The organism is Shinella sp., assembly GCF_052438155.1.
Classification (GTDB): Bacteria; Pseudomonadota; Alphaproteobacteria; order Rhizobiales; family Rhizobiaceae; genus Shinella.
Genome location: NZ_JBQVPI010000009.1, coordinates 68,184 through 93,926, shown reverse-complemented (window position 1 = coordinate 93,926; position 25,743 = coordinate 68,184). Strand labels below are relative to the sequence as shown.

28 protein-coding genes are annotated in these 25,743 nt (G+C 62.9%); 12 read left to right on the top strand and 16 right to left on the bottom strand.

The features are described 5' to 3' along the window. Positions 1 to 69: 69 nt before the first annotated feature. The 5 genes from ACT6VE_RS17970 to ACT6VE_RS17950 form a co-directional block, all read right to left on the bottom strand. A complete protein-coding gene (locus tag ACT6VE_RS17970) occupies positions 70 to 948 on the bottom strand; it encodes a GNAT family N-acetyltransferase (protein ID WP_444799887.1) in 879 nt (292 codons plus the stop codon). Between the two features lie 105 nt (positions 949 to 1,053). Continuing rightward, positions 1,054 to 3,339 carry an ATP-binding protein gene (locus ACT6VE_RS17965; RefSeq protein ID WP_444799886.1) on the bottom strand — a complete coding sequence of 762 codons (2,286 nt, stop codon included), beginning with the start codon at positions 3,337 to 3,339 and terminating at the stop codon, positions 1,054 to 1,056. 56 nt (positions 3,340 to 3,395) lie between these two features. Next, positions 3,396 to 3,887 (bottom strand): signal peptidase II, encoded by a 492-nt coding sequence (lspA, locus tag ACT6VE_RS17960; protein ID WP_444799885.1) that lies wholly within the window; start codon positions 3,885 to 3,887, stop codon positions 3,396 to 3,398. Further along, a complete protein-coding gene (locus ACT6VE_RS17955; RefSeq protein WP_444799884.1) occupies positions 3,884 to 4,738 on the bottom strand; it encodes a TrmH family RNA methyltransferase in 855 nt (284 codons plus the stop codon). The genes lspA and ACT6VE_RS17955 overlap by 4 nt, the downstream gene beginning before the upstream one ends. Beyond that, entirely contained in the window at positions 4,735 to 5,805 is a 1,071-nt protein-coding gene (locus ACT6VE_RS17950; RefSeq protein ID WP_444799997.1) for a class I SAM-dependent methyltransferase, read from the bottom strand. The genes ACT6VE_RS17955 and ACT6VE_RS17950 overlap by 4 nt, the downstream gene beginning before the upstream one ends. 130 nt (positions 5,806 to 5,935) lie before the next feature. Between ACT6VE_RS17950 and ACT6VE_RS17945 the strand changes: the two genes are divergently transcribed. Next, positions 5,936 to 6,385 (top strand): SRPBCC family protein, encoded by a 450-nt coding sequence (locus ACT6VE_RS17945; protein WP_444799883.1) that lies wholly within the window; start codon positions 5,936 to 5,938, stop codon positions 6,383 to 6,385. A gap of 4 nt (positions 6,386 to 6,389) precedes the next feature. Here ACT6VE_RS17945 and ACT6VE_RS17940 read toward each other — a convergent pair whose 3' ends face one another. Genes ACT6VE_RS17940 through sppA form a run of 3 tightly spaced genes read right to left on the bottom strand, consistent with a single transcriptional unit; the run spans position 6,390 to position 8,057 of the window. Next, positions 6,390 to 6,734 (bottom strand): LapA family protein, encoded by a 345-nt coding sequence (locus tag ACT6VE_RS17940; protein ID WP_444799882.1) that lies wholly within the window; start codon positions 6,732 to 6,734, stop codon positions 6,390 to 6,392. A gap of 45 nt (positions 6,735 to 6,779) precedes the next feature. Further along, positions 6,780 to 7,097, bottom strand: a complete 318-nt coding sequence (locus tag ACT6VE_RS17935; RefSeq protein WP_444799996.1) for an integration host factor subunit beta — start codon at positions 7,095 to 7,097, stop codon at positions 6,780 to 6,782. Between the two features lie 9 nt (positions 7,098 to 7,106). Further along, entirely contained in the window at positions 7,107 to 8,057 is a 951-nt protein-coding gene (sppA, locus tag ACT6VE_RS17930; protein WP_444799881.1) for a signal peptide peptidase SppA, read from the bottom strand. 211 nt (positions 8,058 to 8,268) lie between these two features. Here sppA and lptC point away from each other — a divergent pair, with 211 nt between their 5' ends. The 6 genes from lptC to ptsN all read left to right on the top strand — a co-directional run bounded on the left by lptC (position 8,269) and on the right by ptsN (position 13,408). Beyond that, the gene (gene lptC / locus ACT6VE_RS17925) at positions 8,269 to 8,940 is read left to right on the top strand and encodes an LPS export ABC transporter periplasmic protein LptC (RefSeq protein ID WP_444799880.1); all 672 of its coding nucleotides are present in this window, start codon (positions 8,269 to 8,271) and stop codon (positions 8,938 to 8,940) included. A gap of 7 nt (positions 8,941 to 8,947) precedes the next feature. Continuing rightward, positions 8,948 to 9,511 carry an LptA/OstA family protein gene (locus ACT6VE_RS17920; RefSeq protein ID WP_444799879.1) on the top strand — a complete coding sequence of 188 codons (564 nt, stop codon included), beginning with the start codon at positions 8,948 to 8,950 and terminating at the stop codon, positions 9,509 to 9,511. 39 nt (positions 9,512 to 9,550) lie between these two features. Then, positions 9,551 to 10,336: an LPS export ABC transporter ATP-binding protein gene (lptB, locus tag ACT6VE_RS17915; protein WP_160858079.1), complete on the top strand. Its 786-nt coding sequence runs from the start codon at positions 9,551 to 9,553 to the stop codon at positions 10,334 to 10,336. A 151-nt stretch (positions 10,337 to 10,487) separates the two neighbouring features. Next, the gene (gene rpoN / locus ACT6VE_RS17910) at positions 10,488 to 12,044 is read left to right on the top strand and encodes an RNA polymerase factor sigma-54 (RefSeq protein WP_444799878.1); all 1,557 of its coding nucleotides are present in this window, start codon (positions 10,488 to 10,490) and stop codon (positions 12,042 to 12,044) included. Positions 12,045 to 12,293: 249 nt separating this feature from the next. Next, positions 12,294 to 12,869, top strand: coding sequence for a ribosome hibernation-promoting factor, HPF/YfiA family (gene hpf, locus ACT6VE_RS17905; RefSeq protein WP_444799877.1), 576 nt, complete (start codon positions 12,294 to 12,296; stop codon positions 12,867 to 12,869). 74 nt (positions 12,870 to 12,943) lie between these two features. Next, a complete protein-coding gene (gene ptsN, locus ACT6VE_RS17900; protein ID WP_069060209.1) occupies positions 12,944 to 13,408 on the top strand; it encodes a PTS IIA-like nitrogen regulatory protein PtsN in 465 nt (154 codons plus the stop codon). A 71-nt stretch (positions 13,409 to 13,479) separates the two neighbouring features. Here the strand turns inward: ptsN and grpE are convergent, their stop codons facing one another. Together grpE and hrcA are read right to left on the bottom strand one after the other, a co-directional pair. Further along, on the bottom strand, positions 13,480 to 14,103 hold the full coding sequence (grpE, locus tag ACT6VE_RS17895) for a nucleotide exchange factor GrpE (RefSeq protein ID WP_444799876.1): 624 nt from the start codon (positions 14,101 to 14,103) through the stop codon (positions 13,480 to 13,482). A 91-nt stretch (positions 14,104 to 14,194) separates the two neighbouring features. Then, positions 14,195 to 15,274, bottom strand: a complete 1,080-nt coding sequence (gene hrcA, locus ACT6VE_RS17890; RefSeq protein WP_444799875.1) for a heat-inducible transcriptional repressor HrcA — start codon at positions 15,272 to 15,274, stop codon at positions 14,195 to 14,197. Between the two features lie 175 nt (positions 15,275 to 15,449). Here hrcA and rph point away from each other — a divergent pair, with 175 nt between their 5' ends. From rph to hemW, 4 genes are read left to right on the top strand one after another with little or no spacing between them, the layout of a single operon-like run. Next, entirely contained in the window at positions 15,450 to 16,166 is a 717-nt protein-coding gene (gene rph, locus ACT6VE_RS17885) for a ribonuclease PH (RefSeq protein ID WP_444799874.1), read from the top strand. An 11-nt stretch (positions 16,167 to 16,177) separates the two neighbouring features. Then, positions 16,178 to 16,594 carry a VOC family protein gene (locus ACT6VE_RS17880; RefSeq protein ID WP_444799873.1) on the top strand — a complete coding sequence of 139 codons (417 nt, stop codon included), beginning with the start codon at positions 16,178 to 16,180 and terminating at the stop codon, positions 16,592 to 16,594. An 8-nt stretch (positions 16,595 to 16,602) separates the two neighbouring features. After that, positions 16,603 to 17,247 (top strand): RdgB/HAM1 family non-canonical purine NTP pyrophosphatase, encoded by a 645-nt coding sequence (gene rdgB, locus ACT6VE_RS17875; RefSeq protein WP_444799872.1) that lies wholly within the window; start codon positions 16,603 to 16,605, stop codon positions 17,245 to 17,247. A 6-nt stretch (positions 17,248 to 17,253) separates the two neighbouring features. Continuing rightward, positions 17,254 to 18,447 (top strand): radical SAM family heme chaperone HemW, encoded by a 1,194-nt coding sequence (gene hemW, locus ACT6VE_RS17870; RefSeq protein ID WP_069060215.1) that lies wholly within the window; start codon positions 17,254 to 17,256, stop codon positions 18,445 to 18,447. Positions 18,448 to 18,453: 6 nt separating this feature from the next. Here hemW and ACT6VE_RS17865 read toward each other — a convergent pair whose 3' ends face one another. After that, positions 18,454 to 19,395: a DMT family transporter gene (locus ACT6VE_RS17865; protein WP_444799871.1), complete on the bottom strand. Its 942-nt coding sequence runs from the start codon at positions 19,393 to 19,395 to the stop codon at positions 18,454 to 18,456. A gap of 137 nt (positions 19,396 to 19,532) precedes the next feature. On the opposite strand from ACT6VE_RS17865, the gene gcvA reads away from it, so the two are divergent. Beyond that, complete coding sequence (gene gcvA, locus ACT6VE_RS17860) at positions 19,533 to 20,426, top strand: transcriptional regulator GcvA (RefSeq protein ID WP_444799870.1); 894 nt, start codon at positions 19,533 to 19,535, stop codon at positions 20,424 to 20,426. A gap of 19 nt (positions 20,427 to 20,445) precedes the next feature. Here the strand turns inward: gcvA and ACT6VE_RS17855 are convergent, their stop codons facing one another. From ACT6VE_RS17855 to mutM, 5 genes are all read right to left on the bottom strand, one after another. Next, positions 20,446 to 20,946, bottom strand: a complete 501-nt coding sequence (locus tag ACT6VE_RS17855; RefSeq protein ID WP_444799869.1) for a GNAT family N-acetyltransferase — start codon at positions 20,944 to 20,946, stop codon at positions 20,446 to 20,448. Between the two features lie 90 nt (positions 20,947 to 21,036). Continuing rightward, a complete protein-coding gene (dnaA, locus tag ACT6VE_RS17850; protein WP_444799868.1) occupies positions 21,037 to 22,485 on the bottom strand; it encodes a chromosomal replication initiator protein DnaA in 1,449 nt (482 codons plus the stop codon). Between the two features lie 982 nt (positions 22,486 to 23,467). Then, a complete protein-coding gene (gene rpsT, locus ACT6VE_RS17845) occupies positions 23,468 to 23,734 on the bottom strand; it encodes a 30S ribosomal protein S20 (protein ID WP_444799867.1) in 267 nt (88 codons plus the stop codon). Positions 23,735 to 23,935: 201 nt separating this feature from the next. Next, complete coding sequence (locus ACT6VE_RS17840) at positions 23,936 to 24,709, bottom strand: enoyl-CoA hydratase (protein ID WP_444799866.1); 774 nt, start codon at positions 24,707 to 24,709, stop codon at positions 23,936 to 23,938. 48 nt (positions 24,710 to 24,757) lie between these two features. After that, positions 24,758 to 25,651 carry a bifunctional DNA-formamidopyrimidine glycosylase/DNA-(apurinic or apyrimidinic site) lyase gene (gene mutM / locus ACT6VE_RS17835; RefSeq protein ID WP_444799865.1) on the bottom strand — a complete coding sequence of 298 codons (894 nt, stop codon included), beginning with the start codon at positions 25,649 to 25,651 and terminating at the stop codon, positions 24,758 to 24,760. Positions 25,652 to 25,743: the final 92 nt, after the last annotated feature.

Sequence of the window (25,743 nt, the reverse complement as noted above, 5' to 3'; positions counted from 1 at the left end):
TCATCGAATGTGCTTCTAGCGTCATGCACTTCCGAACGGAAAACCGTTTCACAGTCTTCCCGGAATTGCTTAGCTGGCGAAACGCCCGGCGTCCGCGCCGTAATAGTTGAGATAGCGACCGGAAATCTTGCCGATCGGCAGCACGACCAGCACGTCCGTCGTGTTGAAGCCGTGATCGACGACGGCGCCGTTGCCGACCGTGGCGCCCAGGCGCAGATAGCCCTTGATCAGCGGCGGCATGGCGGAGAGCGCCTTGCGCGCATCGATGCCTTCCGACGGCATCAGGTCCATGGTGCGGAAAAGCTCCGGCCGGGCCGAGACGGTCCATTCGTCCTTCGCCAGCACATTGTGATGCAGGAAGGACAGCGCCAGCGCATGTTCCTCCGGCACCGTCCCGTGGAAGGAGGCGCAGCCGAACATCACGTCGATGCCGTGTTTCAGCGCATAGGCCCAGTTGCCCTGCCAGAGCAGCTCCACCGTGCGCTTGGTGCGGTAGGCCGGCAGCACGCAGGAGCGGCCGAGCTCCATGAAGCGCTTTTCCGGATGGCGTGCGATCAGCGCATCGACGTCGAATTCGGATTGGGAATAGAAGCCACCGGAGACCGCGGCGACATCCTGCCGCAGCAGGCGATAGGTGCCGACGATCTGCTCTTCGGCGTCACCCTCGATCGAGGTGTCGAGCACGAGCAGGTGGTCGCAGACCATATCCCAGGCATCGATGTCGCGCTTGCGGCGCACCGCGTCGGGCGAAAGTTTTGCGTTCATCTCTTCGGCGAAGACACGGTAGCGCACGGCCTGGGCGGCGTCGATTTCCGTCACCGAGCGGGCGATGCGCGTCTCGAGATTGCCGATGCGGCCGAGCACGGCCGTTCCCGAGCGGCCCGCGACCGCAACCGTCTTCTGGGCGATCTCCACCGGAGCGATGGTCTGGGCGAGTTCGAGCGTCATGGCAGTGTATCCGTCCAACGAAACTTCATGGTTTTAACCACGATTCTGCAACAGGACAATGACGCAAGTCTGGCCTCGCCAGCGAAAAGCTGGCTCGACCGGAGATCAGCTCGTGGCGCGACGGGCCAGACGGGCAATTTCCGCAATCAGATGAACGGGATCCGCGGGTTTCGATAGGACCGCATCGGCGCCGATCGCCAGCAGCTCCTCGCTCAGCCCCTGCCGGCTGTCGGCGGTCAGCACCACGACCGGCAGGCGGGCATTGCCATAGTCGCGCTGCACGATGCGCGCGATCATCTCCTTGCCGTCCCCACCCGGCATGCCGAGGTCGGTGACAAGCAGATCGGCGGCAAACGGGCCGGCATCCGTAGCGCCGGCGAGCGCGGAAACGAGCGCCGGGTAATCCGGCACATGGCGCACAACATGGCCCGCGCGCTCCAGCACCGCACGCACCAGCATCGCATTCACCGGATCATCCTCCGCAAGCAGGATGCGAACACCCGTGGGCGCGGCCGGTGTCGGCTCTGAGGCTATCTCCGGCAGTTCCGTCAGGATCGGGCGGTTGTCGTTGATCGCATCGCGCACCTCGATACCCTTCATGCGGCCGCGCAAGACCTCGACCAGCGAGCGCTCGCGCAACGGCCGGATGAGCCAGGAATCATAACCCTCGCCATTGCCGATCGCCCGGCCGCTGCGTTCTTCCGGATTGACGAGATAGATACGGCGCGCGCGGCTGTCGCGCAGATAGCCGAGATCGGCAAGCTCGCGGCGGAAGGCACCGGCGAGACGATTGTCGACGATGATGTCGGTCAACTCGGCTCTGCGGCCGGCCAGTTCCTGAACAAGATCGAGCGCCTCGTCGACGGAGGTGGCAAGGCGGCAGGTGCCGCCGAGCGCATCGATGGTACGCACGAGCGCCTTCGATGCCGGGCCTGCCGGCGCCAGCACGAAGACCAGGCTGCCCTTCAGCACACCCTTGCTGGAGCCGGCCGCGCCCGCCGTCTTGCGCCGGTCGGCCGGCATGCGGATGGTGAAGGTGCTGCCCTTGCCGGGCGTGCTTTCCAGCGTCAGTGCGCCGCCGGCCTCGTTGAGGATGCGGGCGGAAATGGCAAGGCCGAGGCCGGTGCCGCCGCTGCGCTGGGAGGTACTTCCCGTCTGCTCGAACTCCTGGAAGATGCGCGCCTGCTCCTCGGCATTCATGCCGGGGCCGGTATCGGTGACGCGAATGACGACGGCGCCGCGATCCAGCGTGGTTTCGAGCGAGACGCCGCCCGTATGGGTGAATTTCACGGCATTGCCGACGACATTGTAGAGCACCTGGCGCAGCCGCGGCGCATCGTAGAGCAGCAGGCCCGGCACCTCGGGTGCCACGAAGGAGCCGATCTCGATGCCCTTTTCATGGGCGCGGTGCGAGAGCATCTCCACGACACTTTCCAGCAGCGGCCGAACCGGCTCTTCCGATGGGCGAAGCTGGAAACGGCCCGCCTCGATGGTCGAGAAATCGAGCAGGTCGTCGACGAGCTGAACCAGCGCATGGCCGGACTGGCGGATGCCGGCTAAATAATTCTTCTGCTCGGCGGTCAGCCGCGTCTGGCCGATGAGGTGCGACATGCCGAGAATGCCGGAGAGCGGCGTGCGGATTTCGTGGCTGACGGTGGCGAGCAGGCGGGACTTGGCGGCACTCGCCTCCTCTGCACGTTGGCGGGCGCGCTCACGCTCGCCTTCGGCCCGGCGCTCCTCCGTCACGTCGCGGGCGATGGAATGCACCACGAGGTCACCCGAGGCAGGATCACGCACCGTGACGTCATGCCAGGAATAGATACGCTTGCCGGCCGGACCGTTCACGTCGACATCATAGCGGTGCGCCATGGCCTGCGAGCGAAAGGCAAGACCGAGCGCCTCGCAGGTCTTGCCTTCGACAGCGGTCGTGCCGGTCAACTCGCCAAGCACGGCATTAGCACGCAGGATACGGCCATCGAGCGTACGCATGACGACGATATCGCCGAGCACGTCATGGATGGCGGAGAGAATTTCGGAGGTTTCGCTGCGTTCCCAGGACCGGTCATGGGCTGCTTCGACGGCGGCTACCGGACGGCGCGACCAGAAGAGGAATGCGGCACCTGCGACACCAGCAAGACCGAGGCCGATCGCCGCGATGTAGAACCCGGTCGCCATGCCGGTTGCCAGCACAAGCGCGCCGCAGAGCAGGCCGACCCCGGCAATCACACTGCGGATCATCGCGTGGCTTTCCGGCTCGGGCCGGTGCGCTGCACCCTCCGCATCGATATCGTGGATATCGTGTGCCGCGTCAAAACGGTCGCCCGCGGAACGCTGCGGGGCTTCGGCAAATTCGGCCTTGAGCCGATTCTGTAGCTTGACGGGTTCGCTCATGACGATCCGCTTAGCACACGGACCGTTCAAATCGGCTTCAGCAAGTCGTTAAAAATTTAACGTTTCGCGCGACGCAACAGCAGAAGCTCATCGAGGATGACGAGGCCTGCGCCGATGGTGATGAACGTGTCGGCGAGGTTGAACACCGCGAAAGACCAGGTCTCCGTATAGAACAGGACATAGTCGATCACATAGCCGAACAGCGCCCGGTCGATGAGGTTGCCAAAGGCGCCCGCGATGATGAAGGCATAGCCGGCATGGGCAAAACCCCGCGCCTTCGGTGTCTGCCGCCAGAGCCAGACGACGAAGCCGACGACGAAGAGGCGCAGCGTCACGATGAACCAGCCCTCCATGCCAGACAGCATGGAGAAGGCGACGCCGTAATTGTAGGTGCGGTAGAGCGCCAGCATGGGCACGACATGCACCGCCTCCTGGAAGGGCAGCCACATTTCGACGGCGAATTTCACCGCCTGATCGAGAAGCAGCGCCAGCAGGATGACGACGATGACAGGCACCGGCCGGGACATCAGCGGAATGCGTTCGTTCATGCGCGCTCGTCCAGCGTCAGCAGGTGACGGCGTGCTTCGAACAGCATGACGCCGGTGGCAATCGCAAGGTTCAGCGAATCCGCGCGACCGGCCTGCGGGATGCGGGCAAGGGCATCCGCCTCGCGGGCGAGCTCCTCCGGCAGGCCAGACTGCTCGTTGCCCATCAAGAGCACGACGGGCTTTTTCTTGTAGTCGATGGTGCGGTAATCGACGGCGCCGGCCAGATGGGTCGCGACGACCTGGACACCCGCCGTCTTCTTCCAGCCAAGGAAATCGCCGACATTCGTTTTCACCAGCGGCACGGCGAAGACCGAGCCCATGGTGGCGCGCACGGTTTCCATCGAGAACGGATCGGTGCTCTCGCCGACGAGAATGACGCCGCTGGCACCCGCTGCATCCGCGGTGCGGATGATCGTGCCGAGATTGCCGGGGTCGCGCACGCGGTCGAGCGCGATATAGGTTTCGCCGGTCTTCGGCTTGATATCCCGGAGGCTCGTCCAGCGCTGCGTGAAGATGCCGACGACCATCTGCGGATTGTCGCGCCGGGTGATCGAGGACAGCACCTTCTCGCTGACTTCCAGCACCAGCCCGCCACGCGCCACCGTCTTCGTGGCGACCTGCACGACCTGCGGCTTGTCCTTGACGTTCTTGGCATAGACGAGCGTCTTGATTTCGAAGCCAAGTTCCAGCGCGTCGATGACGAGCTTCAGACCCTCCGCCATGAAACTTTTCGTCTCGTCGCGGTCCTTCTTGTTGGCAAGCGCCTTGATGTCCTTGATGATCGGGTTCGAGAGGCTCGTCACCTCCTTCACCTGTCCGACGCGGCGCGTTGCGGAATAATCTTGGCTCATGCGCTGATCCATCGGCTGAAGAGGGAGGTCGAAAGCGCGCGGCCGGCGTGCCTGCCGTCCGTGCCGCTTTCGCGGATGACGAGTTCGCCCGATTCCACGGTGCCGCCGGCGCCGCGCATCGTCTCACGCATCAGTTCGTGGATGGAATAGAAGCTCGCGCGGATCGAATAGGCTGTCAGCACGAGACCGATGGCCTTGGGCGAAAGAATCTCGCGGCAGATGTCGAGCATCAGCGGCAGGTGGTCGAAGAGGTGCCAGACCTCGCCATTCGGGCCGCGGCCGAATTTCGGCGGGTCGGTCAGGATGATGTCGTAATGGCTGCCGCGGCGCTCCTCGCGCTGGATGAACTTCATCGCGTCTTCGCAGATCCAGCGGATCGGCAGCTTTTCCATGCGGCCGAGCGCCTGGTTTTCGCGCGCCCAGCCGATCGCCTTTTTGGAGGCGTCGACATGGGTGACTTCCGCACCCGCTGCGGCCGCTATCAGCGAGGCAACGCCGGTATAGCCGAAAAGGTTCAGCACCTTGACCGGGCGGCCAGCCGTCTCGACCTTCTCCTTCATCCAACTCCAGTGAGCGAGCTGTTCCGGGAAGACGCCGACATGGCGGAAGGCCGTGAAGCGGCCGTGGAAATCGACGCCGAGAAGCTGCATCGGCCAGGTTTCACCGAGCATGATCTTGGGGAATTTCCAGCGTCCCATGCCGTCTTCGTCCGTATCGCCGGTGAAGAGGGCGTCCGCCTTGTCCCAGACGCCATCCGAGAGGCCACGCTGCCAGAGCGCCTGCGCTTCGGGGCGAACAATGCGATAGGGGCCATATTGTTCGAGCTTTTCGCCCGCACCCGTGTCGATCAGGCGATACTGGTCGGAGCCCGCGGTCTCGAGGATGACCGGCAGGCGCTCGGCCGGCTTTTCGCCCTCGCGGCGCATCAGCGGGCGGGCGGGCGTCTCTGGCGCCGGGCGCGGCTCCTTCTTCGGGGCCGGCGCCTTTGCGGCCGGGGCCCTTTGGGCTTGCGCCCGAACGGGAGCGGCGGTGCCGGTCTTCGGCCAGCGAGGTCTGTCCTTCACGATCGATCATCCGTCGTCGGTTGAATACATGCCGGCAGCGCCGGGAAACGAGCGGTCCCCTTACCATTCCTCCCCCTCTTGGCAAAGCGCTTTCCGATTGCGACAATCGGCGCAGCTCCAGGGAGGACCGATCATGGACATGTCCGGCGAAGAACGCATTGCCGCCCCGCGCGAGGCCGTATGGGCAGCGCTCAACGATCCGGACATCCTGAAGGCCTGTATTCCGGGCTGTCAGGCGCTCACCATGAAATCGCCGACCGAGCTGGAAGCGACCGTCAAGATCAAGATCGGCCCGGTCTCCGCCACCTTCAGCGGCGAAGTGACGCTTTCGAACCTCAACCCACCGCTCGGCTACACGATCTCCGGCGAAGGCAAGGGCGGCATTGCCGGTTTTGCCAAGGGCGGTGCCGACGTGCGCCTCACCGAAGACGGCGACGGCACTATCCTTTCCTATGACGTCAAGGCGCAGATCGGCGGCAAACTCGCCCAGCTCGGATCGCGGCTGATCGATTCCTCATCGAAGAAGTTGGCGGCGCAGTTCTTCGCCGATCTTGGCGCGAAACTGAACGGCGGCACAGCGTAGGATTTTATTTCCCGGAAACAGGCACGACGGCCTGCGAGGCGATCGCTTCGGCACGTGTGCGGTGTTTGTCCGCCTCGTTGTGCCATTTTACAGCCTCGTGCGCCTCGATGCGGGCGCGCTTGCGGTATTTGCCCTGGGTAAACCAGGTGATGAGGGCGCCAAGAACGAGGCCGATGATCACCGCGAGGAAGAGGTAGACAAAGAACGGCGCGGTGACGGAGAGCATGCTGTCTTCGGGCCGGAACGGATTGAGCGCCAGCGTCACCGCCTGGCGGTTTGCCACCGACAGCACGATCAGCACGATGGCGATCGGGATGAGGACGAGGATGTTGACGACTCTCTTGATCATGGCATCACCTGCTTGGCGCGAGGCGCCGATCAGGCGCCCCGGGCTTTAATCGTCTTGGTCGGTCTGACCGGGATTGAGCCGCTCGCGCAGCTCCTTGCCGGTCTTGAAGAACGGAACCCACTTCTCCTCGACGAAGACCGCATCGCCCGTGCGCGGGTTGCGGCCCGAGCGAGAGGGCCGGTTCTTCACAGAGAAGGCGCCGAAGCCGCGCAGCTCGACCCGGTTTCCGCCCGCGAGCGCATCCGTGATTTCGTCGAGCACCGCGTTGACGATATTCTCGACGTCGCGGTGGTAGAGGTGGGGATTGCGCGCCGCGACAATCTGAACCAATTCCGACTTGATCACTGTGTCCCCCTCAAAAATTCTTGTTTTTCAATCACGAGCAACCTGCCAAACCGAGACCAGACCGTCAAGAAACAACTTTTGACCAGCCAGTTTTTCGACCGTCGATTGAAGATCGAGCGGCAATCCGACGATGGAGCGTGCAAGATCGGCGACACTGCTGCCCAGGAAAGAGAAGCCCGAGCGATTCGGGGCCGCGTAGTCGATGAACGGCAGATCGGCCGCCACCTTGCGCTCGTCGAGATAGGCGCGGATTTCCTCCGGTCCGCCGAGCCGGTCGACAAGCTTGGCGGCAAGCGCCTGGCGGCCGGTGAAGATGCTGCCGTCCGCAAGGCGCAGAACCTCGTCGCGCGGCAGTTTGCGGCGTTCGACGACGAGATCGACGAACCAGTCATAGCTGTCCATCACCATGGCGCGGATCATCGTCTTCGCCTCCTCGCTCGCCGGATGGAACGGCGAGGGCTCGGCTTTCAGCGGCGCGGATTTGATTTCTTCGAGCGACACCCCGATCTTGTCCATCAGTTCCTTCATCTGCGGATACTGGAAGAGCACGCCGATCGAGCCGGTGATCGAGCTTTCGCCAGCAATGATCGTGTCGCCGGCCGTCGCGATCATGTAACCGGCGGATGCAGCCAACGTGCGCACATCCGAGACGACGGGCTTCTTTTCCGCCACCTTGCGCAGCGCCTTGAAGATCACCTCGCCGCCATAGGTCGTGCCGCCGGGCGAGGAAATCGTCACGACGAGCGCCTTCGCCCGATCGTTGCGGGCAATGCGGTCGAGGCGCTCCAGAAGCTCGGTATCGTCCTGGATGATGCCGGAAATGCTGACCCGTGCGATATGATCGCGTGCGCCGCTGCCCGGCCAGCGCCAGGCGGCGGCGGCAAAGACTGCGATGAGCGCGATCAGGATGGCGACGACCCGCCAGAAGGTGAGCTTGCGGCGCAGCTGCCGGCGGTCGGCGATGGCGGAGTGATCCATTCCCAGTCCTCAATGCTAAAGGCGGCCTATCCCATGAGGTGGCTTGCCGAAGGCCCTATCGATATGGCATTCCAGACGCAAATGGCAATTCGTCGCTGAACATTCTTGGACAGGCATTGTTTGTTCATGAATAATCGCCATATGGGGCCCGTTATCCGAGGCGGCCGCCGTTTCGCAGCGAAGGCCGTACCGCGAGATTTTAGCAGGCAAAATGCTGGACACCGTGACAGAAGCACCAATGACCGGTGCACAGGGCATAGGCGTATCCGCCGAGGCTTACCGCCTCGCGACGCGGCACTCCTCCCGCGTGCGCGTTTTAAAGGTCGCCCTGCCGGTCATCGCCATCATCATCGGCGTCGTCTTCGTCATCGTTTCGATCGTGCGCACCTATGTGCCCGATAACCTGCAGGTGGAAAGCGCCTCCATCGAAGACGGCAAGATCGTCATGCGCAACCCGGCAATTTCCGGCCGCAACAAAGACGGTATCAGCTATTCCATGAAGGCGGAGCGGGCGCTGCAGGATATCAAGCAGCCAGATGTGCTCACGCTGGAAAATATCAAGGCGAAAGTGCCGGTCAACGAAAGCACGATCGCCGAGGTGATCGCCGCGACCGGCGTCTATGATCGCGGCAAAAACCTGCTCGACATGATCGCCCCCTTCACCATCAACCTCAATACCGGCCTCGAAGCCGCCTTCCGCTCTGCCCATCTCGATATCGACGGTGGCAACATGTCGACGGAGGAGCCCGTTTCCATCCGTTCGCGCGAAGCATCCATTGTTGCGCAGTCGCTGCGAATGACAGATAAAGGCAGGGTCGTCGTCTTCGAAGGCAAGGTCGTCGTTGACGTCGATCCCGCCGCCATCCGCAACCGAGAAAAGTAAGAGCGCCATGTTCGCCACTCTTTCCGCCCCCGTCCGGGCCGCCAGCATCTCCGTTCTTGCAGCAAGCCTTGCGCTCATCTCGGTTCCTGCGGGCGCCCAGCAGACGTCGAGCCGCATGAAGGGCATGCAGCTGTCGAACGACCAGCCGATCCAGATCCAGAGCGACAAGCTCGAGATCCGCGACCAGGAAAACAAAGCTGAATTCGTCGGCAATGTGAAGGTCGTGCAGGGCACGACGACGCTTCAGGCCGGCAAGATGATCGTCTACTATGCTGCCGGTGGCAGCGGTTCGGTTGCGAGCGGCAACGCGGATATCGAGAAGATCGACGTTTCGGAAAAAGTCTACCTGAAGTCGGGCACGCAGGAAGCGACGGCCGATACCGGCACGTTCAACCTTGTCAACGAGACGCTGCTGCTGAAGGGCGAGAAGGTCGTGCTGTCGGAAGGCAAGAACGTTTTCGTCGGCTGCCAGCTGCTGGTGACCATGAGCACAGGGGAAGCCAAGCTCGACGCCTGCGGCGGCCGGGTAATGATCCAGCTGGACCCCAAGTCCCGCAAGACCACGAACTGATATAGCGCCCTGCCCGTGACTTCCTCCCTCATCACCCGCCTGACGCGCCGCCCGAAGAAAGCCGCGCAGGAACCCCAGCGCAGCGCCGATCTCTCGCGCTACGACGGGACCCTCATTGCCCGCGGGCTGACCAAGACCTATCGCGACCGCCGTGTCGTCAACGGCGTGTCGCTTGTCGTGCGCCGCGGCGAGGCCGTTGGCCTGCTCGGCCCGAACGGTGCGGGCAAGACGACCTGTTTCTACATGATCACCGGTCTCGTGCCGGTGGACGAAGGCTCGATCGAGATCAACGGCAACGACGTCACGACCATGCCGATGTACCGGCGCGCGCGCCTCGGCGTCGGCTACCTGCCGCAGGAAGCCTCGATCTTTCGCGGCCTGACGGTCGAAGACAATATCCGCGCCGTGCTGGAAGTGCACCACAAGGACAAGGCGGAGCGCGAGCACAAGCTCGACAGCCTGCTTGCCGAATTCTCGATCTCGCATCTCCGGAAGTCGCCGGCCATCGCGCTGTCGGGCGGCGAGCGTCGTCGTCTTGAAATCGCCCGCGCGCTCGCGACCGACCCGACCTTCATGCTGCTCGACGAACCCTTTGCCGGCGTCGACCCCATTTCGGTCGCCGACATCCAGGCGCTGGTGCGTCACCTCACCTCGCGCGGCATCGGCGTGCTCATCACCGACCACAATGTGCGCGAGACGCTTGGCCTCATCGACCGGGCCTATATCATCCATGCGGGCGAAGTGCTGACACATGGCCGGGCGAACGACATCGTCGCCAATCCCGATGTGCGCCGCCTCTATCTTGGCGATAATTTCAGCCTGTAGAGCAAAAAACGCACCTGATCGCCGCGATCTTCACCAAGTTCGTGGCTGCGGCTTGACCAAACTTCTCAAAAAAGCAATTTTTGGGCCAGTTGGATCTTGTCGCCCCGCCACGATGGCCGAGAGCGAGGTTTCCGGGGAGTAAAGCGTCCGCATGGCACTCGCAGCCAGCCTTTTCCTGCGCCAAAGCCAATCGCTGGTGATGACCCCCCAGCTTATGCAGTCCATCCAGCTGCTGCAGATGACGCATATCGAGCTCAACCAGTTCATCGAGCAGGAAGTCGAGAGAAATCCGCTGATCGAGGTCGTCACCGGCGATGAAGGCGCGCGCGACCATGAACGCGGCGCCGAGGACTATTCCACGCCCAGCGAAGATCGTGCGCATGCCGAGAATACCAGCGGCGACGACGGTTTCCAGCCCGATCTCTACGATTCCGCCACCGCGGCCAGCGCGTCCGAAACGCTCGACGGCGGCCTCGACAATATGTTCCCCGACGATGCCGGTCCCCGGGCCGCCGATGCGCCGGAACTCGCCGGCCAGTGGAAGTCCATGCCCGGTGGTGGTGGAGACGGCGAGGGCTACGACCTCGACGACTTCGTGGCGAACCGCAAGACCCTGCGGGACGTTCTGGGCGAACAAATCCCCTTTCTCCTGCCCGACCCGATCGACCGGCTGATCGCCCAGCATCTCGTCGACCAGCTCGACGAGGCCGGCTACCTGCAGGGCAGCACGGCCGAGACAGCGCTTCGCCTCGGCAAGCCCGTCGCAGAGGTCGACCGCGTGCTCTACCGGCTCCAGGAACTCGATCCGCCCGGCGTCTTCGCCCGTTCGCTCAGCGAGTGCCTGGCGATCCAGCTGAGAGCCCGCGACCGGTTCGATCCGGCCATGGCAGCACTCGTCGACAATCTCGAGCTTCTCGCACGGCGCGACTTCGCGACGCTGAAAAAACTCTGCGGCGTCAACGAGGAAGACCTTCTCGATATGCTGGCGGAAATTCGCAAGCTCGACCCCAAGCCCGGCACGCGCTACGAGACGAGCGCCTCGGAAGCCGTGGTGCCGGATATCCTCGTGCGCGCCGCGCCCGACGGCAGCTGGCATATCGAACTCAATGCCGACACCTTGCCGCGCGTGCTGGTCAACCGCGACTACTATGCCTCCGTCTCCAGCCGCACCCGCCGCGACAGCGAGGACCAGGGTTTTCTCAACGAATGCCTGCAGACGGCCAACTGGCTGACGCGCAGCCTCGACCAGCGCGCTCGCACCATCATGAAGGTGGCGACCGAGATCGTGCGCCAGCAGGATGCCTTTCTCATGCACGGTGTCGACCATCTGCGCCCGCTGAACCTGAAGACGATCGCCGAGGCGATCAAGATGCATGAATCGACGGTGAGCCGCGTCACCTCCAACAAGTTCATGCTGACGCCACGCGGCCTGTTCGAGCTCAAATATTTCTTCACCGTCTCGATCGGCTCGGCGGAGGGTGGCGATTCCCATTCGGCGGAATCCGTCCGCCACCGCATCCGTGCAATGATCGTGCAGGAGCAGCCGGATGCCGTGCTCTCGGACGACGATATCGTGGATATCCTGCGCAAGGGCGGCGTCGATCTCGCCCGCCGGACGGTCGCGAAGTATCGCGAAGCGATGAACATCCCGTCTTCCGTACAGCGGCGGCGGGAAAAACGGGCGCTCGCGAAGGCCGCCGCCTCCTGAAACAAAGCCGGGAGAACCGGCATTTCAGACGGCCAAACATTAACAATGCCTGAATCCACTAATTGACTTCGCCACCGGGACGGGCTACTGCGCGCCCTCTTCTGAAGAGAAGGCAGGCCGGAATTCCGGACATATCCCCGCTTTTCTTGCCGCATGTGACGGAAATTCCATCGCGTGCGTAAAAGCTTGGAACGTGGAGAAGGTTGGAATAGACTGTTGCACGCAAATCACGAACGAGAGGAAACCTCCATGAGTGTGCGTGTATCCGGTAAACATATGGAAATCGGCGAAACTTTCCGACAGCGCATTGAAGACCAGGTCGGAGAGGCCGTAACCAAATATTTTGACGGAGGATATTCGAGCCAGGTCACCGTGGAAAAAGCGGGATCGCGGTACAGCGCGGACTGCAAGATCCACCTGGATACGGGCATGGCCTTGCAGGCAAATGGCGAAGCAAACGACCCCTTCGTGGCCTTCCAATCGGCCTCCGAACGGATCGAGAAACGCCTGCGCCGGTACAAGCGCAAACTCAAGGCACACCACAACGGCAATGGTCACGATGCCTTTGCAGAAGTGGCCTACACGGTGATGGATTCGGTCCCCGACGAAGACGATGAGCTTCCCGAGGACTACGCTCCGACCATCGTTGCGGAAAGCACGAAGAAACTGAGGACAATGTCCGTCGCAAGCGCCGTCATGGCGCTCGATATGACGGACGATCCGGTTCTTCTCTTCCGCAGCGCCGGATCGGAGCAGCTCAATATCGTCTACCGACGCAACGACGGCAATATTGGCTGGATCGACGCAGCCAATATCAAAGGCTGAGTGAAGGGAGCGTGGTGCCGGAAACCGGCACCACGTTTCTTCAATCCCTTCACCCGCCTCACGAGGACAAAAGCATGGCATTGGCAGGTTTGCTGCAGCAAAGTGCGATTATTCCGGCGATGAAGGCCAATTCCAAGAAGCAGATGCTTCAGGAACTGGCAGCAAAAGCGGCGAAGCTCACCGGAATTCCGGAACGCGAGATTTTTGACGTCATTCTTCAGCGCGAACGGCTCGGTTCGACCGGCGTGGGCAATGGTATTGCCATCCCGCACGGCAAGCTGAAGGAGCTTTCACAGATCACCGGCCTCTTCGCGAGACTGGAGACTCCTGTGGACTTCGAGGCATTGGACGACCAGCCGGTCGACCTTGTCTTCCTGCTTCTGGCGCCGGAAGGCGCCGGTGCGGACCATTTGAAGGCGCTGTCACGCATCGCCCGCGTGCTGCGCGATCCATCGATGGTCGCGAAGCTGCGCGCCTCCGACAGCGAGAGCGCGATCTACGCCTGCCTCAGCGAGGAGCAGGCGTCGAACGCGGCCTGACCATTTCGAATTCACATGAAAAAACCGGCGGTTTTGCGACCGCCGGTTTTTCTTTTTCGTTCGATTGAAAATCAGGCCTGCGCAGCACTTGCCTCGCCGGCGGGAGCCTTCGGGCCGCCCTTCGACACGCCGACCATGGCGGGGCGCAGCACGCGCTCGCCGATGACGAAGCCGGCCTGCACGACCTGCACGACCGTGTTGTTGGCGACTTCCGGGTTCGGCACTTCAAACATCGCCTGGTGGAAGTTCGGGTCGAACTTTTCGCCGACCGGATCGAGCTTGCGCACGCCGTGGCGTTCGAGGGCGGCGAGCATGGAGCGCTCGGTCATCTCGACACCTTCCGCAAGCGCCTTCAGGCCCGCATCGCCGCTTTCCAGGGCGTCGGCCGGAATGGCATCCAGCGCGCGGCGCAGGTTGTCGGACACGGCCAGCATGTCGCGTGCAAAACCGGCAACGGAATAGGACTTGGCGTCCTTCACATCACGCTCGGTGCGACGGCGCAGGTTGTCCATCTCCGCGGCGAGGCGGAGATACCTGTCCCTGAGGTCGCTGTTTTCCGCGCGCAGAACGTCGATCGGATCCGGCTCGGCTGGGGCGTCAACCTCGGCAGCCACGTCTTCGAATGCGGACGTTTCTGCTGCAAAGTCGTTTTCCACGCCTTCGTCAGGTCCATGTTTCTTGTTGTCGTCGGTCATGACGTACTCCGAATTGCATCTTTTAAGGGTTGGGCCCGATATCGAGCTTTGAACCCGAAAAATCAAGGGCTGATGGCTGGATTGCCAGAGTTCAGCGCGAAAGCCGCGACATGAGCTGGGCCGTATAGTCCACCATGGGCACGATACGGGAATAGTTGAGCCGGGTCGGCCCGATGACGCCGACGGCGCCGACGATCTTCTCGTCGCTGTCGCGGTAGGGCGCCACGATCAGCGAAGAACCGGAGAGCGAGAAGAGCTTGTTTTCCGAGCCGATGAAGATACGCACGCCCGGGCCGGTCTCGGCGAGGTTCAACAGTTCGATCAGGCTGTCCTTGCGCTCCAGGTCATCGAACAGCATGCGCAGACGATCGATATCTTCTGCCCCGGCAAGGCCTTCCAACAGGTTTGCCCGGCCGCGCACGATGAGCCGCGTCGGTTTCGCCACATCGAACCCGCCGGACCAGACCGCAAGCCCGCGCTCGACCAGGTCCTGCGACAGCTTGTCGAGCTCACCGCTGATTTCGCCGCGCAGGCGCTCCAGCTGGGCGCGCGCTTCAAACAGCGTGTTGCCGGCAAGATGAGCGTTGAGGAAGTTGGCCGCCTCCGTGAGCTGCGAGCTGGTGACGCCGGCCGGAAGCTCGATGATGCGGTTTTCGATCTGATCGTGATCGCCGACCAGCACGACAAGCGCCTTGGTCGGCTCCAGCCGGATGAATTCGACATGTTTCAATATGGCGTCGTTCTTCGAGGTGATGACGAGGCCAGCGCCACGCGACATGCCGGACAGCGCCTGGCTCGCCTCCTTCATCATCGTCTCGACGGCGGTATGTTTCTGGCCGTGCGGGCGCACATGCCGCTCGATCGAGGCGCGGTCTTCCGCCGAAATGTTGCCGACCTGCATGAAGGCATCAACGAAGAAGCGCAGGCCAAGCTGCGTCGGCAGCCGCCCGGCGCTGGTATGCGGTGAATAGATGAGACCGAGTTCTTCCAGGTCGCTCATCACGTTGCGCACGGAGGCGGGCGACAGCGACATGGGCAGGATACGCGACAGGTTGCGCGAGCCGAGCGGCTCCCCGCTTTCCAGATAGCTTTCCACGATGCGGCGAAAGACTTCGCCCGAACGCTCGTCGAGCGCCGCCTGACTGTCAGGACCCGGAGATTTCAAAACCATCTTTCTGCTGCAACCTCGTTATTTCCAGGGAATATAGTGATTTCGTGCGGAAGCGCAAAACGGATTTTCGCGGCGCAGCATCCCGAGAAATCGCGCGGGGTGCCGCCGCGCCATTCCCTCGCCCGGCGAACTGGTCTAAAGCAGCGTTCCAGATATCACGAGACAGGAGTTCGCAATGCGGCCGTCCGGCAGAAAAACCGATCAGATGCGCAAGGTTACCTTCGAGCGCAACATCTCCAAGCATGCCGAAGGCTCCTGTCTCGTCAAGTTCGGCGACACGCACGTGCTCGTCACTGCAAGCCTCGAAGAGAAGACGCCGCCGTGGCTGCGCAACAGCGGCAAGGGCTGGGTCACCGCCGAATACGGCATGTTGCCGCGCGCCACCGGTGACCGCATGCGCCGCGAGGCCGCTACCGGCAAGCAGGGTGGCCGCACGCAGGAAATCCAGCGCCTCATCGGCCGGTCGCTGCGCGCCGTCGTCGATCTCGAAGCGCTCGGCGAACGCCAGATCACCATCGACTGCGACGTCATCCAGGCCGATGGCGGCACCCGCACCGCCTCGATCACCGGCGCCTTCATCGCCCTTCACGACTGCCTGAAGTGGATGGAAGCGCGCAGCATGATCAAGGTCGAGAAGGTCCTGAAGGACCATGTCGCCGCGATCTCCTGCGGCATCTTCGCCAGCCAGTCGGTCATCGACCTCGACTATCTGGAAGATTCCGCTGCCGAGACGGACGCCAACTTCGTCATGACCGGCTCGGGCGGCATCGTCGAAATCCAAGGCACGGCCGAAGGCAAGCCGTTCTCCGAAGAAGAGTTCTCCAGCCTGATGGCACTTGCCCGCAATGGCATCGCCGAACTGGTTACCCTGCAGAAGCAGACCATCGCCTAAGGAAGGCGCCCATGACCGCCGCGATCGAAGGCATTCTCGAAACCGCGCTCTATGCGGACGACCTCGACGCGGCGGAAGCCTTCTATGGCGGTGTTCTGGGCCTTGAAAAGATCACGCGGCAGGCGAACCGCCACGTCTTCTTCCGCTGCGGTCCCGGCGTTCTCCTGATCTTCAATGCGAAGGAGACCATGGTTCCGCCGCCGCCCCACGCCTTTCCCGTGCCGGTCCATGGCGCGACTGGACCGGGCCATGCCTGTTTCCGCGTGCCGGGGCCAGCGCTTGATTTCTGGGTAAAAAAGCTCGAAGAAGCCGGCATCACCATCGAAGCGGATTTTTGTTGGCCGAACGGCGCCCGCTCCATCTATTTCCGCGACCCTGCCGGCAACAGTCTTGAATGTGCCGAGCCGAGCCTCTGGAACATCGCTTAGGGACTTTTATGCGCAAGCTCGACACCAAGACGATCGTCGTCGCCAGCCACAATGCCGGAAAAATCCGCGAGATCGAGGACCTGATCGGCCCCTTCGGCTTCTCGGCCAAATCGGCCGCCGAGCTGAAATTCGAAGAGCCGGACGAGACGGGCACGACCTTCGAGGAGAATGCGGCGATCAAGGCGCTCGCCTCGGCCAGGGCTTCCGGCCTGCCTTCCCTTTCGGACGATTCCGGCCTCGTCATCGACGCGCTCGACGGTGCGCCGGGCGTCTACACGGCAAACTGGGCGGAGAAAGAAGACGGCACGCGTGACTTCGCGATGGCCATGGAAAAGGTCGAGAAGGCGCTTGCCGACAAGGGCGCGACCGACGCGAAGGACCGCACCGCGCGCTTCGTCTCCGTGCTCTGCCTTGCCTGGCCGGATGGCCATACGGAACTGTTCCGCGGTGAAGTCGAGGGCACCGTCGTCTGGCCGCCACGCGGCAGCCAGGGTTTTGGTTACGACCCCGTCTTCCAGCCCGTGGGCTACGAGACAACCTTCGGCGAAATGAGTGCGGAAGAAAAGCATGGCTGGAAGCCGGGTGACGCGGCAGCGCTGTCGCACCGCGCCCGCGCCTTCAAGCTCTTCGTCGAAACCTGCCTGAAGGCTTGAGGCTCAATGACGGCGGCACCCTTCGATATACGGCCGAATTCCGCGGTGGATCTCTCCGATCCCGGCTTCGGTATCTATGTGCACTGGCCGTTCTGTGCCGCCAAATGCCCCTATTGCGACTTCAACAGCCATGTGCGCCACCAGCCGGTGGACCAGCCGCGCTTCGTACAGGCGTTTCTGAAGGAAATGGCGACGATGCGCCGCCTCACCGGCTCGCGCAGCGTCACCAGCATCTTCATGGGCGGCGGCACGCCTTCGCTGATGGCGCCGGAGACGGTCGACGCGATCCTGAACGGTATTGCCCGCCACTGGCATGTGCCGGACGGCATCGAGATCACCATGGAGGCCAATCCGTCGAGCGTCGAGGCCGAGCGGTTTCGCGGTTATCGCGCGGCGGGCGTCAACCGCGTCTCGCTCGGCGTGCAGGCGCTGAACGACCGGGACCTGAAATTCCTCGGCCGGCTGCATGACGTCGCCGATGCACTGAAGGCGATACGGCTGGCGCGGGACATCTTTCCGCGCATGTCCTTCGACCTGATCTATGCCCGCCCGAACCAGACGGTCGAGGAATGGGATCGTGAACTTAAGGAAGCGGTCTCCTACGCCGTCGACCATCTCTCGCTCTACCAGCTCACCATCGAGGAGGGCACGCCCTTCTATGGCCTGCACAAGGCCGGCAAACTGATCGTGCCGGACGGCGAACACTCTGCCGTGCTCTACGAAGCGACCCAGGAAATTACCGAGCGCGAGGGCATGCCGGCCTACGAGGTCTCCAACCATGCCCGCCCCGGCTCCGAAAGCCGCCACAACCTCACCTACTGGCGCTATGGCGATTATGTCGGCATCGGCCCCGGCGCGCATGGCCGGTTGACGACCGGCGGCGCGAAGATCGCGACCGCCACGGAACGGCGGCCGGAAGGCTGGCTTGAACTGGTCGAGGCAGAGGGCCACGGCATGGTCGAGCAAGAACTGCTGGAGCGCGAGGCGCAGTCGGACGAGTTGTTGCTGATGGGGCTGCGCCTCAAGGAAGGCATCGATCTCGTCCGCTGGCAGATGCTGTCTGGTCGCGATCTGGATCCGGATCGCGAACAGTTTCTCATCGATCACGGCTTCATCGAGCGGCTCGGCAATTCACGGCTGCGCTGTACACCGGCCGGCATGCTGATCCTCGACGCGGTCGTTGCCGATCTCGCCTGCTGAGCCGCCTCAGCTCTTGGCGTCCGAGCCAATCGGCCGACGCTTCTCCAGAAACATCCGCACGAGCCGCCCGTCGATCGCCGCAAGCCCGACAGCGATCAGCGCCATGCCGGCAAAATGTTTTGGCGCCAGCATCTCGCCCAGCACCATCGCGCCGAGCAGGATAGCGCTGACCGGAATGAGGAAGGTGACGAGCATCAGGTTCGTTGCCCCCGCCGTTGCGAGAATGCGGAAGAAGATGACATAGGCGAGCGCGGTGGCGAGGAAGGCGAGGCCGAAGAGGGCCGCCCATGCTTCCGCGGATGGCATCGCGAGTGTCCACGGCCGATCGACCACCAGGGCCACAGGCAGCATCAGCAGCGCCGACGTCGTCACCTGCCCTGCGGCCGGCAGCAGCGGCGGCAGGCCCATGCTGCGGAAGCGGCGGCCGAAGATGCCGGCAATCGAATAGGAGACGGCGCCGCCCAGCACAGCGAGCTGCGCCAGCACGTTCGTGCCAAGATCGGAGAGCACCGAGGGACCGATCATCAGCGCGACACCGGCAAAGCCGACGAGCACGCCGACCAACCTGCCTCCCGTCATCTTCTCATCCTGCGTCAGCAGATGGGCGGCGATCACGGCGAAGAGCGGCGTTGTGGCGTTGAGGATCGACGCGAGGCCGCTCGCGATATGCGTCTGCCCCCAGACGATCAGCGAAAAGGGAATGATGTTGTTGAGCACGCCCATGCCGAGGAAGGCGAGCCAGACCTCCTTGCTGCGCGGAATGGCGTGGCCGGAGAGACGAACGATGGTCCAGAGGACTATGGCCGCCAGCGCCACACGCGCGGCAACAATGGTGAGCGTCGGCAGCTCACGCACAAGAATGCCGTTGAACAGGAACGAGCCGCCCCAGAGGATCGACAAGGCGATGAGCAGGCCCCATTCGGTGGTGGTCATGTAGCGGTTCGCCATAACGGCCTCCTAAGCGATTTTTTCTAAATCAAGCGGGATATCCGAGTGCCAAAACCCGGCGTTGACGCTATAATTCCCCGTCTTTTCGCTTCGTACAAACGATCATATTTCGGGGAAACAGCGAGGAAAACTAAATCATGAGCAGCCGCCTTCCTTCCCTGTCCGGCCTGCGCGCCTTCGAGGCGACGGCACGCCATTTGAGCGTCACGCTCGCTGCCGGCGAGCTCAACGTCACGCCCGGTGCGGTGAGCCTGCAGATCCGGGATCTCGAGCAAGCGCTTGGCGTGCGCCTGTTCGGCCGGCTGCCGCGGCAGCTCCGGCTGACGGAGGATGGCGAGGGCTATTTCAAGGCCATGCGCTCAGCTTTCCGGCTGATGCGTGAGGCGACCGAGGAACTGCTGGCCCGCGCCCGGCCCGCGACGCTGTCGATCAGCTGCACGCCGACCTTCGCGGCGCAATGGCTCGTGCCGCGACTGCCGAATTTCGAGGAGCGCATGCCTGGCGTCGACATTCGGATCAGTGCCTCGAACCGCCTGGTCGATTTCGTGCGGGACGGCGTCGATATCGCGATCCGCCACGGTTTTGGCCGCTACGAGGGCCTCGTCAGCGAACGCCTGCTCGACGACAACCTTGTGCCGGTCATCGCGCCGGCGCTGCGCGAGACCCGGCCGCTCGACACCCCCGACGATCTCAGAAACCACGTACTGATCCACGACGTGCACCGGCAGGACTGGCGGCTCTGGCTGGAGGCGATGGGCGTGACCGAAATCGACGCCATGCGCGGCCCCGTCTTCAACGACAGCAACGGCGCAATCGAGGCGGTGAAGGCGGGTGATGGCGTCGGGCTGGTACGGCTCTCGCTGGTGGCGCGCGAAATTCAGGAGCGTCGGCTCGTCGCGCCCTTTTCACGGGGCGTCTCGACGGGTCTTGCCTATTACATCGTCTACCCGCCGGGCGCCCTCGACCGGCCAGCGGTCACGGCGCTGCGGCAATGGCTGACGGATGAGGCCCGCGCAGTGCGCGGAAGCTGACCGAGGACAGGAAACCGGCTCAATCCGGAAAGTCTTCCATCCGCTGCATGTAGGTCTTGAATCCCGCCCGGGCGTAAACCGCCTGTGCCTTCGGATGATCATTCGTGTCGGTATGGAGCCAGATACGCCGTGTTCCCGCGCGCCAGACCGCATGCAGCGCATTCGCGAGCAGGAAAGGCCCGAGCCGTCGGCCATAGGCCGCCGGAACCAGGCCGAAATGCGTAAGCTCGATATCCTCGGCCTCGGCGGCGTCGAATTCACAAAGGCCGACCGGCTGCCCCTCCTCTCTCAGGATGAAGGTGCGCGTGGACGGGGCGGACAGGAACTGCGCGACCTCCTCCACCGGCATGCGAAGACGGAGGTCCCAGGTGAGCGGCTCACCGATGGCGCGATAGAGCGACAGATAGTCTTCCACCGCCAGATGCTCGGCATGGATCTCCAGATTGGTGGAGGGTGCCGGATGGGCTACCGCGCCCGATGGCTGCGCGAGCAATTCCATGTAGGTGACGAGGAGATTCATGCCGCGGCCTCATGTGCCTGCCAAAAGCAGAACGCCGTGCCGTCCGAAGACCGTGCACAGCGTTCATGCATTCTATGGCGATCGAAGCGCCTATTCGTTGATCAGGCGCTTCAGCAGCTCGATCTCGTGGCTGAGCTTGGTGTCACCCGAGATCAGGTCCTCGATCTTGCGCACGGCGTGCAGCACGGTCGTATGATCGCGTCCGCCAAAACGGCGGCCGATTTCCGGGAAGGAACGCGGCGTCAGCGTTTTCGACAGATACATGGCGATCTGGCGCGGCTTGACGATGACGCGCGTGCGGCGGTTCGAGACCAGTTCCTGACGCGACACGTTGTAGTGTTTCGCAACGACGCGCTGGATGTCTTCGATGCGCACGCGGCGTGGCTCGCCGGCGGCGACGAGATGGCTGAGCAGTTCGTCGACACGCTCGATTGTCAGGTTCGGCTCGAAGGAGAGCCGGAAGAGCAGCTGGTTGAAGGCGCCTTCCAATTCGCGACCGCTGGCCGTGATGTTGCGCGCAACGTGGCTCAGAATTTCGGGCGAGATATCGAGCGTGTGGTCTTCCTGCTGGGCGACGGCGAGCCGGCGCTTGAGGATTTCGAGGCGCATCTCATAGTCCGGCGCTTCCATCTCGATGGCAACGCCGCCCTGGAGACGGGAGCGCACACGCGGATCGAGCGATTCCAGCTCCCACGGCGCACGGTCGGCGGCGACCACGACCTGCTTGGCGGAATCGAGCAGCATGTTGAGCAGATGACAGAACTCGTTCTGGATCGAGTTGCCCTGCAGGAACTGCATGTCATCGATGATCAGAAGATCGATGTTGCGCAGCGTCTCCTTGAGGGAGAGCGCATCATTGTCGCGGATCGCGGTTGCGAAACGCCACATGAAATATTCGGCCGTCAGATAGACGACGCGCGGGTTGCGGGCGCTCGAAAGAGCCCCGAGCGCGATCGCCTGCAGAAGGTGCGTCTTGCCGAGGCCGACGCTCGAATGGATGAACAGCGGATTGAAGCGCACGGCGCCGGCACCGGCTTCCGCAATGGTGCGGGCCGCGGCAAGGGCCACGCGGTTCGAGGTGCCTTCAACGAAAGCATCGAACGTGTAACGCTGGTCGAGCGGCGAGCCGAAGAGCGGACCACTGTGCTGGACACGCGGCTGAGCCGAGGCTGCAACCGTTGCAGCAGCACTTGCCACCGTCTGCGGGCCACCGGCCGAACGGCGCGGCTGGGCCTGCGGTGCAGGCTGTTCGACAATGGCCTCATCGACAGATCCCGGACGAATGCCACGGGTCGCTGTGCGCACCAGGACTTCCACCTTGAGGATTTCCGCATCCTCATGCTGGAACAGGCTGGTGATGAGGTCGAGATAGCGGTTGTTGATCCAGGACTTCAGAAAGGTCGTGGGCACCGAAAGGCGCACGACACTCTTGGAGACCGAATGGAGCTTCAGCCGACCGAACCAGCTCGCGAAAACGTCCGGGCCGACCTGCGCCTTCAGGCGCGTACTAACCCGCTCGAAAATCGCGTCTTGTTTCATCTCGGATGGAACCCCCGCCACTGTCTGCGCTCCTTCTTGCGGGAGCATTTTCAGTGCATTTTCCCCGTTTGCGAATGCCCGGGCCTTCGTGGCCGTATTCATCTGCATCTTGCCGCCTTTCATGCTTCCTTCGCCACGTCGGCATTCCTGCCGACGCCTTTCATGTTTGCCATTTCCCGGCCGTGCCGAGCCATCGCCCGGTCCGGAATCTGGAGCCCCGATCACGTCGGCCCCCTACACCGACGCAATCCTTTTTCTCAAACACATGTCAGGTCGGCGGGATCTGGTGTCATGCCCGATCCGCAGCCCCGTCTGTGATCCTTGCCGCCCGCTCCCTCGTCGAGCGTCCGGCAAGTTCTTCTCCTTTTCATCAGGCCGTCCTCGCGACCCGTAACCGGTGCAACCAAAGGCCACAAAAAGCCTTCGCCAGATTGCCGGTAGGCATCTGGGGTAAGCATCGCCGGTTTGATGAATTTACGAAGCGGAACCGCTCCGTTACAAGGGACAGAACAATCACCGCTGCCTCGAAAGACAGTCTTGTCGGTAATCATTTTTAGGCTGTGTCCGCGCCCCCTGTGGAAACCATTTAGGCAGGATCATGCACCAAGATCAATCACGAATTTTACGCAAAATTAAGGGCCGGGCGTTGACTCGCAAGGTGCTTCCTGACTCGGAATCAGCCCGTCGGAGGAGAATCCGTTAGGAATCAATGGCTTTGTTTTTGGACCCTTTCCGGGAGGCCGGAAAAACCGAAAAAATAAAAATTCGCTTGACTCAAATTGCCGTCAAACTCTCGTAACGAAAGGCCGCCAGAACGGGATAACCTCCGGCAACTAACTGAATTTAAAGGATTTTTCTCGTCACGCTTTTGACACGATCGAGCCTTGCACATTAACCATAGCGAGGTCGAAAAAACAAAGAAAAGCCCGGCGCAAGCGCCGGGCTTTTTCTAATATTGCATAGCTCGATGAGTCTGATCAGATCAGACCGTCATCGTCTTAACGCGGCTCGCCAGGCGCGAGACCTTGCGGGATGCTGTGTTGGAATGGAACACACCGCGGGTGGCGGCACGCATCAGTTCCGGCTGGGCAGCCTTCAGAGCGGCGGCGGCCTGCGTCTGGTCACCAGAGGCGATAGCCTCTTCGACCTTGCGGATGAAGTTGCGGACGCGCGAGCGGCGCGACTTGTTGACTGCTGTACGCGCGGCGATCTTGCGGGTCGCCTTCTTTGCCGAGGTTGTATTGGCCATGTATGCCTCTCTTCAGAAATCTGACACAAACTCCGCCCTCGCCGTGCCGGGTCACTGCGACCTGTCATCATAGCAATTCGGGAGCAATATCGGAAAACCTCAGAATTCGGCTTTCCAAACTGTGGGCGGCGTATAGCTGGAAACCGCGATGACGTCAACGCGGATTCTGCAAGAAACGCCGCCCGGCTACCTTGAAGCCACTCACCGGTGGCGGAAGACGGGCTTGCGCTTCTCGATGAAGGCCGCCATGCCCTCCTTCTGGTCCTCGGTCGCGAAGAGCGCGTGGAACAGCCGGCGCTCGGCCTGCATGCCTTCCGACAACACGGTCTCGTAGGCGCGGCCCACGGCCTCCTTGGCCATCATGGCGGCGGTGAGCGAGAAGCCGGCAATCTTCTCCGCGGCGGCCAGCGCCTCTTCCATAAGCTTCTCCGGCGCCACCACGCGGGCGACAAGACCGGAGCGCTCGGCTTCGGCCGCATCCATCAGCCGGCCTGTCAGGCAAAGGTCCATCGCCTTCGATTTGCCGAGCGCACGCGTCAGTCGCTGCGTGCCGCCCATGCCGGGAATGACGCCGAGCGTGATTTCCGGCTGGCCGAATTTCGCGGTTTCGGACGCGATGATGAAATCGCACATCATGGCGAGCTCGCAGCCGCCGCCGAGCGCAAAACCGCTGACGGCGGCGATCATCGGCTTGCGGCAGCCCGCCACGTCGTCCCAGCCGGCGGCGAGGTCCTCCAGCATGGCCTGCGCAAAGCCGTAGGGCTGCATCTCCTTGATGTCGGCCCCGGCGGCAAACGCCTTTTCCGAACCGGTGATGACGATGGCGCCGATGCCGGCATCGGCCTCGAAGCCGGCAAGCACGCCCTTCAGTTCTTCCAGCAGCTGGCGGTTCAGCGCGTTCAGCGCCTGTGGCCGGTTCAGCGTGATGAGACCGACGCGTCCGCGCGTCTCCACCAGCAGGGTTTCATAAGTCATGTCTCTCTCCTCAGTTTTGCCGGACAATGCGCACTTTCCGGCATTGTTCTACTTCTGGCAGGCAGCACAGTAAAAGGTCGAGCGGCCGCTCTGCACGATGCGGCCGATCGTGCCCGTGCAGCCGGGCGTGCGGCAAGGCTGCTTTTCGCGGTCATAGGCGGAAAAGGAATGCTGGAAGTAGCCGAGCGATCCGTCGGCGCGGATATGGTCGCGCAGCGTCGAGCCGCCGGCCTCAATAGCATCGGCAATCACCTCGCGGATCGACTGTGTCAACGCGAGCAACTCCTTCTTCGGCTTGCCAGTCGCCGTGACCAGCGAGCCCGCCAGCCGTTCCGGCGACAGGTGCGACCGCCACAGCGCCTCGCACACATAGATGTTACCGAGGCCGGCAATGTTCTTCTGGTCGAGCAGGGCGGCCTTCAGCGGCGTCTGGCGCCCCCGGAACTTTGCCGCGATGTAATCGGCATCGAGCGTATTGCCGGTCGGCTCGGCGCCGAGATCGCGGAAGAAGGCGTGGCCGGCGAGATCCTCGCGGCGGGCAAGATCCATGAAACCGAAGCGGCGCGGATCGTTGTAGATGACGCGGCGCTCGCCGTACGGCGTTTCCAGATGGAAGACGACGTGGTCGTGGCGCTGGTCCTTGCTGCGCGGCATCTGGAAATCGCCGGGGGTCTCGGCGGGAACCTCGTTCCCCTCGACCCTGAACGAGCCGGACATGCCGAGATGGGCAATCACCACGTCGCCGCCTTCGAGGTCGATCAGCAGATATTTGGCGCGCCGGCCGAGCGAGACCACATGGCGGCCTTCGAGCGCCTCGGAAAAGGCCGGCGGGAAGGGAAAACGCAGATCCGGACGGCGCAGTTCCGCGCGACGGATCCGTGACCCTTCCATGACGGGGGCGAGGCCACGCTTCACCGTTTCCACTTCCGGCAATTCCGGCATGTTCCACTCCTTGAAGTCGCTTTAACCTTGGGCGCATTTGCCGCGGTCGGGCATTTCCCTCCCGGCAATCTATGTCCTATATACGCGAGCGC